Below are 15,626 nucleotides of genomic sequence, written 5' to 3' on the forward strand. Positions count from 1 at the left end.
ATCATGGCAACGAAAATAGCACGTGAGCTTGAACGGTCTAATCTGATTCACAGACCGCTCAAGGTGGATGAGAGCGCGTCATTGGAAGCAGACAGCTTGAAGAAGGAAGTGCTGGACAGGATAGTCATTCTCGATGGGGCTGCGGGGGGCGATTCCTGGACGCATCGCGGACTTGGGGCGTCAAGCGTGCTTGAAGGCGGGCTGTTGCAGCTGACTTCCCCGTTTGTCATGGATACATGGCCGGAGGGTTCGCCCAGTGACGGAGATTACAGTACTTACGGGCATGTAGGCATCTATCGGACGTTCGAGCATGAAAACTGGGAGAGGTTCAACCGGATTTCCTTCGAAATTTTCCCGGACTGCAGCGGGATGTCCAACCCGCATGTTAGAGTCAAAATTAAAAATGACGGTACGATCAAAATCCCTGATATTTATAATCGGGAAGGGTCCAATGTGATCAATTTGAAAAATCGTCAGTGGAATGCATGCTCGATGGAAATTCCAGACCTGCCCCGGGACGGGATTACCGAGCTTGAGTTTGGCTACGATATGTACGGCAAAGACCGTGCGAGCGGCGATACGATGAAATATCTCATTCGCAACGTTTATCTGGAAAGAGTTGCCTACCCGAATATTTCGAAAGGATGGCAGCCGAGAAGTAAGGATATCATTTTTTCTCACAACGGCTACAGCGTGGACCAACCTAAAACGATGATTTTGGCGGAGCAGCAGACTTCGGCTTTCACCGTTATCGAGCTCGAGACGGGAGAGGTGAAGTTCACCGGTCCAGTTAAACATATAAGCACCTCTATCGGCAGCTTCTCCGTCGTGGACTTTTCCGCATGTAAGGAGAAAGGGAAGTATATTGTCCGGGTGGGGGAGCTGCTGACAAAACCTTTCGAGATTGGCGGAGCGGCGGACCGATGGGAAGATTCGATCTGGAAATCGATCAATTTTATCTATTGCGAGCGCTGCGGCTGTCCGGTACACGGCATTCACGGCAGCTGCCATGACGATATTCTTGCCCGGCATAACGGCGGCACGATCATTTTCAACGGCGGATGGCACGACGCGGGCGATGTATCCCAGCAGTTGGTGCAAACGGCAGAGGTGGCAAGCGCCCTCTACGAGATTGCCCATCAGGTGAAGGAGAGCAACTATCCGCTGTACCTTCGTCTTGTCGAAGAGGGAGAATGGGGAGTGGACTTCATTCTGAAAACCCGTTTCGGCGACGGCTACCGGGCTACAAGCGCAGGGATCCGAATCTGGTCAGACGGCATCATGGGCAATATGGACGATATGACGGCCCGCGTACACAACAACCCGTATGAAAACTTCATCCTCTCCGGCATCGAAGCGCAGATTGCTTTGTTCATGGAGGATGGGGACCAGCTTCGGGATAAATTAACGGCCTGTGCGGTCCAAGACTTTAACTATGCGGTGGAGCAATTCGAGCTTAAAGGCTTCGCGCCGAAGCCAATCTTCTGGGAGCATACCTACATGAGCTCGGAAAGCTTGTTCATGGCCACGGCTTCCTGGTCGGCATCGCTCCAATACCGGCTGACGGGCGAAGCTTCCTATGCTGGCAAGGCTGTCGAATATTTGGACTATGTAATTGATTCGCAAGAGCTTGCCGGCATTCGAACCGACGACGGCCAGACCGTAGCCGGCTTCTTCTACCGGACGCCGGAGAAGAAGGTTGTTCAGCATTTCAATCACCAGGCTAGAGAGCATCTATATTTGCAGGCTTTCGACGAAATTCTGAAGACGCAGCCCGGGCATGCCAAGCGCGACGGCTGGGTGGAATCCGTACGAAGCTACGGGGAATATGTCAAGTTTCTGACCGCCTTTACCGCGCCGTATCCTATGCTTTCAAGCGGCATTTACCGCGTGGACGAGAACGAAGACAGCGAAAGCTTCGCGCTCCAGCATTTGCTGGTCGGAGAAGAAGCGAAAGCGTGGTATACGGAGCAATTGAAGCGGGGCGTCCCTCTGAACGACGACTATTACTTGAAGCGGTTTCCGGTCTGGTTCTCGTTCAAGGGAAATACAGCGATCGTTCTGTCTACGGGCAAGGCCGCGTCATTGGCGGGCATGCTGCTTGAGGATCGGGAGCTGATCTCGATTGCGGAAAGTCAGCTGCAGTGGGTAGTAGGCAAGAATCCGTTCGGTCAATCGCTGATGTACGGCGAGGGCTATAACTTCGCCCAGCAGTACAGCGTGCTTAGCGGAGAAATCGTAGGCGAAATTCCGGTAGGCGTACAAACCTTCGAGAACGAGGATATTCCGTACTGGCCGCAAATGAACAATGCCACCTACAAGGAAGTATGGGTTGGTCTTGCGGGCAAATGGCTGTCACTGCTCTCCGACTTGTATGCTTATGACAAGCGGAACGAGGCTTGAGCAGCACCATAACGCGACTGACTTAGCGAATCTATACCCAGATGTGCTCGAGTGCGGGAACAAATGCACCGAACCTTCTAATAGAAAATGCCATTGATTTCAAAAGGGAAGCAAGTTTGGCGGCTTAATCCTTTTGAAATTCAATGGCTTTTATTTTTGTTTTTTTGAAATGGCTATCAGCTCCGGCATAAGCCTATTTATGCTCGAACATTCCTTCAGAGAAGCATCCAGCGATAGTAACCTAATCAGAACCTTCAAGAAAGTGTTATTATCTTTTGAGGAAGATGGATGAAATTATAAACGATATAATGAGATAAACTAAAAGTCACAAAAAGGATAAAAAATGGGAGGAAGCAGTGATTCTGCCGACAAAATAAATTAAAGTTAACAGGGAGGAGATCTGTTAGTCATGAAAGCTATAGTTATCGATGCATATAAAAGGCCGCTACGTTTCGCAGAATTACAGCTGCCTGAGCTTGGCGAGCATGACGTTCGTGTTGAAATCTATGCAGCAAGCTTAAATCCGATTGATTACAAGCTGAGAGATGGACTGCTGAGACTGATACAAAAATATGATTTTCCATTAATACTGGGACATGATTTGGCTGGTATTGTTACTGCAATAGGATCTAAAGTTAGTAAATTCAGCGTTGGCGATGAAGTATACGGCAGACCTCGCGGAAGCCGGATCGGAACGTTGGCGGAATATATTTCGGTTCATGAGGACGATATTTCGTTGAAGCCTCAGAATGTAAGCTTTGAAGAAGCGGCTTCGATTCCGTTGATTGGGCTGACGACCTTTCAAGCTTTTACAGGAGTCATGGCGCTCCAAAAGGATCAAAAAATACTGATTCACGCGGGAGCGGGCGGCATCGGTACGTTTGCGATTCAATTGGCGAAAGCAATGGGGGCTTATGTGGCCACGACAACTAGCGAGAATGGCTATGATTTGGTAAAGCGACTGGGCGCTGATCTTATTATTAATTATAAACAGCAACCGTTTGAAAATATCATTCAAGACTATGATGCGGTGTATGACACGTTAGGCGGAGACGTCTTGAAGAAATCTTTTACCGTATTAAAGCCTCATGGCAAGCTAGTCTCGATTGCAGGGCTGCCTGGCGGCAATTTTGCGAGAGAAGCGGGGCTAGGTCCTCTGAAAACAGCGCTATTTTCCATCGTTGGCAGAAGGATGACTGCATTAGCGGCAAAAAATAATGTCGATTATGACTACCATTATATGAAGCCGAGCGGGTTGGATCTGTCCTCTATTAAACAGTTGATTGAAGCTAATCAAATCAAACCTGTCATCGATAAAATCTTTGATTTTCAGGATACGGCAAAGGCGTTTGCCTATTTGGAGACTGGCCGAGCTAAAGGGAAAGTTGTAGTGAGCGTGAAGTAAGGCAATGTAAATGGAATAGGAGTGCGGGTTGTGTACGTAATATTAGACTCGAATATTTTATTGCAGGATTTGGAGCTGAATAATGAGCAGTTGAAAAAATTAGTTTGGTTTATGGATCTTATGGGCTTAAAGATTGCGATAACCCAAATTACACTCGATGAATGCTTTGGTAATTTCAAAATTAATAGCAACAGAGAAATTAATGAAGTTATTTCAGCCTATAAGAAATCCCGGAACCTCTATTATAACAAGGATAGGAAAAAGTCTATTCAAACCATCGAGGAGGGACTTAGATTAGACGCGAATGCAAGGCATCAATTGTATCAACAAAATATGCATGAATTTATAGCTAATCATAACATTGAAATTATTGATTACCCGAGTGTTGCCCATGAAAGCATAATACATAGGATTTATGATCGGAAATTTCCTTTTAAAGACGAGAGCTGCAAGGAAAAAGGGTACAAAGATTATTTAATCATTGAAGCCATTAAGCAATGGATCTCGAATCGGAACATTCAAAAAGTCATCTTTGTTACTAATAATTTGAAAGACTTTGTCGAAACGAAAGGCAAGAATTCTCTGCATAAGGATTATGCATGCGAAGAAATTGAAGTATTTTCAAACATCAATGAAGTGTTTGACGAGCATATCGATAAGATTACATTTCAGCGAGAAGGCTCTGATTTGAAATTCGACGGCCAGCTATATTCAACTAAGCTGCTTAATTATATTAGAAATAGCGAAGTTGCTCAGTGGGAGCTGCTGACGGATAGCATTTTGAGTGATATTACTTATGACAAGATTAATTTAATAAAAGTGGAAAAACTCGAAATCTCAGAAACTGATAATATATTTTTCATTGAAGGAAGCTTTAAATTTGAGCTGTCTATTGAGCTCCAACTTGGTGGTTTCACTTTAAATCTGTTAAATCAGCTAAGGGGAAAAGTAAATCAAGTTTTAGAAGAGAAGGGAATCACTTTTAGTGATGATCTGTGGTTAGAGAATGAACACAGTTTGAAAGTGAAACTGAATGTGACAGCTTCAACTCAGCATTTGGTCAATAAAGAAGAAGATTTTAAGATTGATTGGTTTTACGACATGGAAAAGGGATTTATATCTGTCTATGATAGTAAGGTTTTGGAGTGATAGGAAGAATTGACGGGGGATGATCAATCAATTTGTCCGCGAAGTGCTCTTAGTGCTAAGTGCTAAGGGGGCTTCGCGGTTCACGGATGCCATGTGGCCGGATTTCAACGAACAACTCAGTCGATTCTGGATTATCAGCAGCGGAAGATGAGGGCGTAGGCCTCAAGACGTTGCCGCGCCATAAGGATTAAACTTGTATCCTAGCCGATTCACGGTAATGATATAAACAGGTTTTCCCGGATTGCTCTCTATTTTTTTGCGAAGATTGTGAATGTGGACTTTGACGGTTTCCTTAGCATAATTGATTTCGTCTTTCCACACGAGGCGATACAACTGTTCGGGATCAAAGACTTGATTGGGCTGTTTAGCGAATGCAATGAGCAGTTGCAGTTCTTTGGCCAATAAATCTACAGGCTGCTGACGTAGCATGACCGTTTTGCGTTCCAGATTGATCTGCAGTCCGGGGAAATTCAAAATTTGAGCGGTTTTATCGCTTTCTTCAAGCAAAGCACTCCAACGCAGATTAGCTTTGACGCGCAGAACAAGGTCTAGCGGATCGAACGGCTTAACAATGCAGTCGTCTCCGCCTACTTGCAAAGATTTTACTTTGTCTTCATCCTGCTTGGTACCGGTAATGAACAAAATGGGGCGGTGGTATTGATTCCGGATATGCTTGCAAAATTCAATCCCATCCATATCTGGCATCATGATATCCAATAAAATGAGATCGGGTTCCTCGAGCTCCAAGTGAGCAAGCGCTTCTTTGGCATTGAGCGCATTGCGGACGACGTAGCCTTCCCGAACCAAGAATGCGGTTACAAGCTTCTGGAAATTTGGATGATCATCAACAACCATAATGACTTTCGAGTCCATCGTATACCAACCCCTTAATTTGACAAAAAGCTGCACAATTCGTTTTATTTTAGCATTTTAATAGCGGTTTATTCAATCAAAAAGATGACCCCAGCCGATAGAATGACCCCCATCTGTCTTGCCATACATACCGAACCACGTGCTTATTTCTTAAGCTGTGATAGTATCGATAGGCAGCTTAAAGTAAAATCGGCTGCCGCTGCCTGGCTCACTCTCCACCCAAATCGTGCCGCCATGAAGTCCGATAATCTCTTTCGCGATGGCGAGCCCAAGACCGCTCCCGCTCTTAGGGTCAGCCGGGTCTACCTTATAAGCCCGGTTGAAAATAGAATCCAGATGCTTCGCAGCTATCCCTCTTCCTTCATCCCGCACGCACACCAGCACATGCTCCCTATTAGAGCTGGCCGATAAATGAATGGTGCTTCCGGCCGGCGAGAACTTGCACGCGTTGTTGACCAGATTGGTCAGCACGCGCTTAATTTGATGCGCATGAATCTTGGCAACAGCTTGCGGAGCAACTGAAAATGAGCATTTCATTTGATGACCAGCCAATTGAATGATGGATTGAAGTGAATCCGTTTGGCTTGAAATCCAGCCCGCGAATGGAAGGGATTCCAGCACCGACGATTCATGTGTTTGTTTTAGAAGACTCAATTCAAACATCTGATCTATGAACGTGTTAATCTGGAGCACTTCGCCGTACATCGATTTCAGCATCTTGTCATTCCCGTCTGGTTCGATCTCGATACCGTGGATCATCGCTTGAATGCCGCCTTGCACGATTGTAAGAGGCGTACGAATGTCATGGGAGATGTTCTGCAGCAGCTCGTTGCGTGCTTGTTGAATTTGCTCGTTCAAATTCATTTCCTGAACGGCATTCTCTTTATCCAGGCGAGCTTGCCTGATTTGATAGGACAACGCGATCGAGAACATGAGGAACTCGGCAATCGAACCAAATTGAAAACCGTAATGGGTTAGAAAGCTCTCTTGCATCAGGCTGTACGTATTTAATATGGTAGGAGCAGCCAATCCAAGGAAAGGAATCGCTGCGAGAACGACATACCGCGCTGTCAGATTTCCTCTGTACATGCACCAAAACGTGCTAATCACAAGCAGTATCGCCAACAGAGATTCGTATAAAATAACTAGTATTTCATAACCCGGTAAATGGAACAAAGAAGCTGCAACAACAATAGGCGACATGATGATTAGTGCCCGGTATACGATCATCATCCGCGGAGCGTAAACTTCGATTTGAAGAATTTTGTTCAGGAACAAGACACCGAACCATAGAGCCAGATTAAAGAAGAAATAATCAATGCTCTCGTGATTGCCGAATAGACGAAGCAAGCTCGCCAATGCCTGACTGTCCGCTCCTAGAAATTGCTGCAAGAGTCCGTTCCACACGAGCTGCGATATGCTGAAGCAAATGATATATAGCGAATAATATAGATAAACAGACATGCGGTTGAAAGCATACAAGGATAACATATAGGCTGCCATCAACAGAACAAACCCGTAATAGATGCCGAAAAATATATATTCGTTTTTTAGTTTTCCAAGGAAAGTGTTGTTGTCCATCAGCTCGATCGGAATAATCATAGAGCCGTTAATGACAACTCTCATATAGATAGTCATAGAATCGTTCGTAGGCAGTTGAAAATAGTACGAGTAGAAGTGTTCATCGGTTTTTTCGACGATTTGGGAGTTCATGGGACTTTCAGATTGATCGTGGATAATATACATATCGAACTGTTCAATGACCGAATTATTCAGTCGAATAATCCATTGCTCAAGCGGAGATTGGTTGATGACTGCAGTTCGGATCCAGTACGTTCCGGCTGTTAGGCCGAAAGCGGATTTCCCGGATGCAGGCTGAAATTGTGCATGGACCTGAGGAGACTGAATGTCTGGAAGCGTCCGGCTCCCATCCTTATCGACAAGAAATTCCATCTGATTGTTTACGTTATATACGCCTTCATTTTCGTGTAAAACAATTTCATCCCCAGAGGCCGGCGCGTACGCTGCAGGAGCGAATAGTCTCCAGACGACGGTGACACCCAAGATGAGTAATAGGATGGCAAAAATGAAAAATCGATTGTTTGCAATAATTGTTTTGCTCGCCATTGCGGCGAATCCCCCTCTGCAGCGCTTTCTCCCCTTTATTCTATCAATTCTCTAGGAATAATACGATTTTTTTTCGCGTAGAATCTTCATAATAAGACAATTTTCGCAGATGAATGACGATAATGACTCATACCTTTACTATAAATCCACATAATGAACGACTTTCTCTGACAAACCCCCTTTATAATTTCCCGGGTACAATCAATTTCATTGAGGGGGTTTTAAACTTGGTTTATACAACACCAAGGATGAAGAAATGGATCATCAGCATGATGGTGGCACTTATGATGGTGACACTTGTGCTGCCGGCAGGCATTGCGCCGAAAGCGCTTGCGGCCAGTGATCCAGTCGTGCTGGCAAAATGGGATCATTTTGGTGCAGCGCCTGCTATCAACTTCCATCCGACTGACGGATTAAGTGATAATTCGGAGTTTGAGCTGAGAAAAGCAGGCGAGCAGGTTACATATACGACACCGGCAAGTCCGATAAGGGATAAAACGTCGCTTAGTGCGGTTAACTGGCAGGTGGGAGAATATTGGACAACCTCGTTCCACGCAAGCGGGTACAAGGAAATTACAGTAAGCTCCAGACAATATAGCTCAGGCACAGGACCAAAGCATTATGCACTGCAATATCGTATTGATAATGGTGCGTGGGCAGATGTGCCAAGCGGAAGCATTGTGGTTGGCAATGCGAATTGGGAATCTGGCGGCAGCCTGACCGTATCACTGCCTGCTGACGCAGATGGTCAGGCACTGGTTTCACTGCGTTGGCTGCTCGTCAGTGACGAATCGGCAAGAAATGCGGCAGGCAACAACGAGAAGATTAGCGCTTCCGGTACGAACCGGATCTACAATGTTGTCATTTCGGGCACACCGCAAGGTGAGACTACCGATCCGGTTACTAGCAAGCCAGTAGCCAGCAAAATTATTTTCTCAGACACTGGAGCTGTAACGGGCTTATCCGGGGCAGTGGCTGGTCTGGCTGACGTTAAGCTGTACGACGCACAATCTAGCCTGGTTGGAGGCGTGACGGCTAATGAAGATGGCTCCTTCCAAGCCGTTGTTACAAGAGATATCGGCACACAGGTATGGGTTACGGCGACTGAGCCAGACAAGGCTGAAAGCAGTAAAGTAGAGGCTGCTATCGCGGTAACTGCTGCGCCGGAGCTGTCTCTGATTACATTTAATGGAGAAGCAGCAGAAATCACAGGTTTGGCAGGGGCAGTTGAAGCGAATGCATCCGTTATTGCCTACTGGGACAATCAGACTCTGGCTGGCAGCATCCGGGCAGAAGCGAACGGCTCGTTCCGTTTAAAGCTTACGGATGCCGGACAGCACACATTTGTGCAATTAGCTGCGAAGAACCCGGACAAGCTGGAGAGCGCTAAAAAGCAGCTTTCGCTGGTTGCTAATCCGCAGCCTCAGGAAGTGAAACCGGGCGACGTCGTGATTAGCCAGCTTTATATAGCTGGCGGGAACAGCGGAGCTATTTTCAAAACCAAGTTCGTTGAGCTGTACAATTCCACCGATCACGATATTGATTTGACAGGCTGGTCCGTACAATATGCGGCGCGTACAGGCAACTTTGGCACGGGCAATACAGCTTATAAAAAGCTGGAGGGCCTCATTAAAGCACATAGCTATTATTTGGTGACAGGCTCTTCAGGAGAAAACGGACGGGAACTGCCGGTTCAGACCGATCTCGTCTCGGGTCTTAATCCGTCACAAACAGCGGGTAAAATTGCACTTTCCAAGTCATCGGCCGCATTGAGCGGCAAGGCTGACGTTCAGGCAATGGATTTTGTCACATGGGCTGATGCGCAGACTAATCTGCCTAATGATTTTTGGGGAAGCCCGATTGTGGCTCCGGTTGACCTGGCTGTAGAGGCCTTTAAGAAGGGGACGCTGCTGCGCAAAAGCGCAGGCGGTGATCCTAGAGAGGTAACGGGAGCTGGCAACGGCGTATTTACGAAAGACAGCGGAGCTGATTTTGTCATCCATATCGCTGCGGATTCGACAAACCCGGCTGAAACTATTAAGGTGCGTAATTCGCAAGCTGCTGCAGAGCCTATGCTGATAACGAACGCACCGGTATCTTCTTTGATCCAGCTGCGCCAGGACGCACAACAAACCGTAGTTGGTGTTGCAGGAGCGGTTGACGGACGGGCAGTTGTTCAGATTTATGCCGTATCCGGCGGAACGCTTGTACCAATCGGCAACGGCACGGCGGGCAGCGACGGTTCGTTTGAAACAAACGTCATTTATCCTAATCAGCTAGAGTCGGTGTATATCGCTGCGCGCAGCGGAACGTACAGCCTGAGCCGTCTTGTGCGAGTGGATGCGGCCGGGTTCGATGCAGCAGCAAATCCATTGCCGATAGCTGAGCTTCGTGTTAATGATGACAAAGGGATGCCGATTAATAGCGGAGCCCGTTTGAAGGTATCTGGCGTTGTGACGGCTGGCAAAGGAGAAGTTGGCGCACAGAACCTCTATCTTCAGGACGCATCTGGCGGTATTCAAGTCGTTGTGCCAGTTGGCAATAACACAGCCTTTTCACGCGGTGACAGCTTGACCGTAACGGGTACTGTACAATTTATTAATGGCACAACATCGCTTGTTGCGGATGTGCTGACGAAAGAGGACGGCAGCCAGCCGATTCCGGAGCCGCAAACTGTTCATGTACAAGACTTGCTTAATTATGCAAAAGCTGAGCGGCTGGAAGGTCAACTGGCTGTACTTTATGGCAAAGTAACCTCCATCACGGAGCAACCGGATGCTTACCGGATTGCGATCTCGGATGAGACAGCATCTGCGAAGGCAATCGTGATTGCGAAGAGCAGCGGACTGCCTGTACGCGATAAGCTGCAGGTCGGAAGCACGTACCGTTTTACAGGTCTGGTCGGACAATACAAGACATTTGCGCCGTATACGGCCGGATATGAGCTTTATCCGCGTTCCTTGACGGATATTGTTGGAGCGCTTGAGCTGATTCATGTACCGGTAACTTCCGGTCATACCGAGACAGATCTCTTGTTTGAAGCGAAGGCTAACAATGCCGACTCCGTCATTTTCTATTACCGTGCAGCCGGTGCCACTGGCACCTCATACACTGCACTGCCAATGACTCAAGATGCAGCGGGCGTGTACAAGGCGCTGCTTGCCCAAGCAGCTGTACCGGGCGAACAATTTGACTATTATATTGAAGCTCGCAGCGCGGATCAGACCCGGCGCGCCGGTACGCCGGAGGAGCCGATTCACATTGTGCTGATTGCGGATTCGGAAGGGCCGCTCTATACAGATGAGCTGCCGTTGAAGAACGCTAAAGTAGAAAATAATCGTCCTGAAATTTCAATTAAAGCTTATGACCCTAGCGGAGTTAATCCGGCATCCATTCGCTTCACGCTGGATGGAGCAGTGATTAGCGCTTCTTATGAGGAGTCGACTGGCCGCATTACCGCGAATGTGCAAGCTGATCTTGCAGTAGGAGCGCATGTGGCAGAAATTTATGCCAAGGACTTGAAGGGCAATGAGAGCAGCTTCAGCTGGTCTTTCGATACGCTTGCTGCGTTTGTTGGCGGCAATCACTATCGCGGTACTACGCATAATCATACAGGCATCTCTCATGATGCGAAGGGAGAACCTGCGGAGGCCGTTGCTGCTGCCAAAAAGCAAGGGTATGACTGGTTCGCTTTTACAGACCATTCGCATGATATTGATAAGGACAGCCGCGGCTCCGACACTGTGGATCACGGTGGCATGCCAGAGCGGACAGGCAGCCCTGACCTCAGTACTTCACAATGGCAGAAGCTGAAAAATGCATCAAAGGAAAATACGGTTAACGGCCAATTCGTTGCAATGCTTTCCTATGAAATGACTTCTACCGTATGGGGTCACTCCAATATTTTTGGCATGGACAACTTTATTGATCGGATTCAGGATAACGGCATTTACCAGAACCTGAATAACTTCTACAAATGGGCGGGTACACATACCGACATTGTGGCGCAGTTCAACCACCCGAACTGGGGAGGAACAACGCCGCCGTTTAACAGCTTCCTGCCATACAACAAGGATATTAACAAGCTGTTTACGATGTTCGAGGTGGGCAATGGCTCCGGTCAATATACGTATTCCAACATTGAGGACCTGTATTTCCGTACGCTTGATTTGGGATGGCATGTCGCGCCTACCTTTGGCGAGGATCATCACAACGGGCAATGGGGCGAGACGATGCGCCGTACAGTAATCGTGGCCGAGGAGCTTACCACTGAGGCGCTGCAGCATTCGATGCGCAACATGCGTGTCTATATGTCCGAGAGCCCTCACTTTACGCTTGACGTATTGGCTAACGGCTCCTATATGGGATCGACGGTCGACAGTCAGTCGCTGAATTTTAAAATTAGCGGCAAAGACGAAGGCGGGGCTTACACGTATTTGCCTCCTGGTTTTGTCCCTAATGAGCGGATTAAATCGGTTGAATTGATTACAAACGGCACGGTCGTTCAAGCTTCAATTACACCAACGGCTAATCCGTCTTATTTCTCGGCAGATGGCAAAAGCTTTGATTGGACACCAACCCTGGATGCAAAAGGCGGACAGCAGTGGTTTGTCGTTAAGGTGACGCAAATGGACGGCAGCCGCACCTATTCCTCGCCAATTTGGAGCAAGGAAATGGATGTGGACGTGAAGATTCAAGGCATCGAAGCGGTTGGAAGCAGCGTTATTGCTGATAATCCGGCAGATATTGAAGCTTTGATCGGCAACTTTGGCGTCGAGCAGTTGAACAACTTGAAGGTAGCTTTCTATTATGACGAAGCTATTCCTGCCAAGCTGATCGGAGAGACGGTTATTTCCTCGCTGCCGACGAAATCGACTGCGCGTGCCAAGGTAACTTGGAGCAAGCCAATTGGAGGCAAGCATAAGCTGATTGCTGTCATTACGAATCCTCCAGCGGGCAACCCTGTATCGAACAATCGTTATGAGACGGAGCTGGATGTGAAGGAGCCATTTGGCATCACGATCATGATCGATGCTTCGCATGGCAATGAGAATACATCAGAGGATACAGGCACTTACAAGGATAATCTGGTTTCGCTGACGAAATTGCTGCGCAACGAGCGTTATACGGTCATCGAAAATAAGACGGCCCTGACCAGTGACGTCTTGGAGGATGTCTCGGTGCTGATGATTTCCCAGCCGAATGCAAGCAAGCCATACAGTGAGGCAGAAATTAATGCGCTGTCAGCCTTCGTTGCTGGCGGAGGTTCGGTAGTACTGACCGGCAAGAGCAACAACAGCGCCAATTCGCAGATGAATAATACGTTGCTTGCGCAGTTGGGTTCGGTCATTCAATTCAACAATGACGGTGTGTATGACGGCAGCAAAGAAGGAAACTTCTGGAGCAATCCGTCAGCCAGCCTATGGTCTGTACGCTCACACCCTGAGCCGACACGGGATTATATGACTGATTTTGTACGCAAGGTTGATTATTACAGCGGTGCCAGCCTGATGGGGCTTAATAAGCAGGCCTTGACGAATACAGACAAGGTAACGATTCTGGCTTCGGGCAATGTCACTAGCTATCAGTTTAATTTGAAGGATGGCGGTTTTGACTATCAAGCGCAAGCCGGTGCGGATAATGGTGCCGTCATGCCGCTAATTGCGTCTGAGCAGATTGGCAAAGGCCGGGTCATTGTGTCGGGCATGAACGTCTTCAACGACCGGCAGCTTGATTTGACGGAGCAAAACAATGATAACGTGCGTTTGTCTAAGCAAGTATTTAACTGGTTGGCAGGCCGGGGGACAAAAGTGCTGTCGATGGCTGAGGCACGCAAACAGCCGGTAGATACGGATATCGTTGTAGAGGGCAAAGTAACGAGTGCTGCTGGCGTATTCTTTGATGCCTTCTATATCCAGGATGAGACTGGCGGCATCATGGCCTTTAATGAAGTGCCGGCTGACTCGCTGCAGCTTGGCGACACGGTTCGTGTGTACGGACATGTCAAAATTTTCGAGAACAACCTTGAGATCATGTTCGACAACTTTGATAAAAATGTACTCAAGCTGAATAAGGAGCCAGAACAAGCCGTTCAGCCTAAAGCCATTAAGACAGGTCAGGCGGCAAGCGATAATGTCCAAGGTTTGCTGGTTAAGCTGACCGGTAAAGTTACCCGTCTGGCCAACATTCCGGATCATACGATTTACGTGGATGACGGATCAGGCGAGGCACTGGTCTTTATTGACGGCTATATTGCGAATCAAAGCGGTCAGCCGCCGGAGCTGAAGGTTGGAGATACGCTCGAAGCCATTGGACTTGCGGGCCAATTCTCTGGCGGATATTGGATTCGGGTGCGCGATACCAAAGAATTGAAGCGTGTAGAAGGCGGTACAGATCCGGGCAATGGAGGAACTGATCCGGGTAATGGCGGAACTGATCCTGGTAATGGTGGAACGAATCCAGGAAACGGCGGTAACAACCCGGGCAATGGCGGCGGCTCCAAGCCGGATGATTCTAATGTCTACCACGTTCCGGCTGACAAGCTGAGCGGAAATGCTGCAGACAGCGTGCTCAAGGTGCCGGTACCGGCGCAGGCAACGGAGGTTGTTTTACCAGGTCAGACACTAGAACTGTTGAAAGAGCGGAATCTGGAAATTCAAAAGGACAATGTAAGCATTGTTATTCCTAACCGTGTGCTGCGTCAGTTAACCAGCAAAGTAGCGGATAGTCAGCTTGCGGCAGCTCAAATATCGTTAAGTCTGATTCCGCTTGGCGATGATGAAGCGAAGAAGCTGGCGCGAGGAGCAGAAAGCACGAATCGTTCCGTCATTCAACTGGCCGGACAAGTCTATGAATTGAGCTTGTCCATAACGGCTGGCGGAAAATCAGAGAAGCTGACGCAGTTTGAGACACCACTCACGATCGCTTTCCGTATTCCGCAGTCCATGTCGTCCAAGCTGCTGGGCATTTACTATGTGGCGGATAATGGCAAGCTGGAATACGTTGGCGGACAGATTAAAGATGGAATGATAACGGCACAAGTGTATCATTTCAGCAAGTATGCGCTGCTGGAGGTCATCCGAACCTTTAACGACGTTGCACCTTCACACTGGGCATACGGGGTTATCGGCACAATGGCGTCGAGGCAAGTGGTAACGGGCATCAGTGATACACAGTTTGAACCAAACCGTGATATTACGAGAGCGGAGTTTACAGCCTTGCTTGTGCGTGCTCTTAACCTGAAAGACAAGTCGGCTATTGCTTTCCAAGATGTGTCTGCTAATGCGTGGTATGCAGAGCCAATTGCTATTGCGTATAAAGCGGGGCTAATTAAAGGAAAGAATGAGACGAGCTTTGATCCAAACGGACGAATTACGCGGGAGGAAATGGCTGTAATCCTCGCGGCAGCCTACGAGCTGAGCCATTCGGCGGGACTAAACGGGCAACCGGCTGTCTTCGCTGATGCGGGCAAAATAGCTCCTTGGGCCGTTAATGCGATTCGTACCGCTTCCCAAGCAGGCTTGCTGCAAGGCAGAAACGGAAATATGTTTGCACCTAAGGGATTGTCCTCCCGTGCGGAAGCGGTGCAGGCAATTTATAACCTGCTGAGCAAGAACTAATTTGAAGGAAAAATAATGGAGGCATTTGCTAGCATTTTAGTCTATTTCCA

The 15,626-nt window shown here is 48.0% G+C and carries 6 protein-coding genes; 4 read left to right on the forward strand and 2 right to left on the reverse strand.

Annotated features, from left to right (window positions below):
- The first annotated feature begins 3 nt into the window (after window positions 1–3).
- From IEX98_RS06045 to IEX98_RS06055, 3 genes are all read left to right on the forward strand, one after another.
- Complete coding sequence (locus IEX98_RS06045) at window positions 4–2,403, forward strand: glycoside hydrolase family 9 protein (protein WP_188888053.1); 2,400 nt, start codon at window positions 4–6, stop codon at window positions 2,401–2,403.
- Between the two features lie 409 nt (window positions 2,404–2,812).
- Window positions 2,813–3,808, forward strand: coding sequence for an NADP-dependent oxidoreductase (locus tag IEX98_RS06050; RefSeq protein WP_188888054.1), 996 nt, complete (start codon window positions 2,813–2,815; stop codon window positions 3,806–3,808).
- Between the two features lie 30 nt (window positions 3,809–3,838).
- Window positions 3,839–4,957 carry a PIN domain-containing protein gene (locus tag IEX98_RS06055; RefSeq protein ID WP_188888055.1) on the forward strand — a complete coding sequence of 373 codons (1,119 nt, stop codon included), beginning with the start codon at window positions 3,839–3,841 and terminating at the stop codon, window positions 4,955–4,957.
- 162 nt (window positions 4,958–5,119) lie between these two features.
- On the opposite strand, the gene IEX98_RS06060 is transcribed toward IEX98_RS06055, so the two are convergent.
- Together IEX98_RS06060 and IEX98_RS06065 are read right to left on the reverse strand one after the other, a co-directional pair.
- Complete coding sequence (locus IEX98_RS06060) at window positions 5,120–5,830, reverse strand: response regulator transcription factor (RefSeq protein ID WP_188888056.1); 711 nt, start codon at window positions 5,828–5,830, stop codon at window positions 5,120–5,122.
- Between the two features lie 150 nt (window positions 5,831–5,980).
- Window positions 5,981–7,957, reverse strand: coding sequence for a sensor histidine kinase (locus IEX98_RS06065; RefSeq protein WP_188888057.1), 1,977 nt, complete (start codon window positions 7,955–7,957; stop codon window positions 5,981–5,983).
- A gap of 227 nt (window positions 7,958–8,184) precedes the next feature.
- Between IEX98_RS06065 and IEX98_RS06070 the strand changes: the two genes are divergently transcribed.
- Entirely contained in the window at window positions 8,185–15,576 is a 7,392-nt protein-coding gene (locus IEX98_RS06070; RefSeq protein ID WP_188888058.1) for an S-layer homology domain-containing protein, read from the forward strand.
- The last annotated feature ends 50 nt before the right edge of the window (window positions 15,577–15,626 follow it).

Source organism: Paenibacillus radicis (ex Gao et al. 2016) (assembly GCF_014641555.1).
Lineage (GTDB): Bacteria > Bacillota > Bacilli > Paenibacillales > Paenibacillaceae > Pristimantibacillus > Pristimantibacillus radicis.

Coding starts and splice junctions, on each gene's coding strand:
- IEX98_RS06060 (WP_188888056.1), bottom strand. CDS start 5,830: ATGGACTCGAAAGTCATTATGGTTGTTGATGATCATCCAAATTTCCAG.
- IEX98_RS06065 (WP_188888057.1), bottom strand. CDS start 7,957: ATGGCGAGCAAAACAATTATTGCAAACAATCGATTTTTCATTTTTGCC.
- IEX98_RS06045 (WP_188888053.1), top strand. CDS start 4: ATGGCAACGAAAATAGCACGTGAGCTTGAACGGTCTAATCTGATTCAC.
- IEX98_RS06050 (WP_188888054.1), top strand. CDS start 2,813: ATGAAAGCTATAGTTATCGATGCATATAAAAGGCCGCTACGTTTCGCA.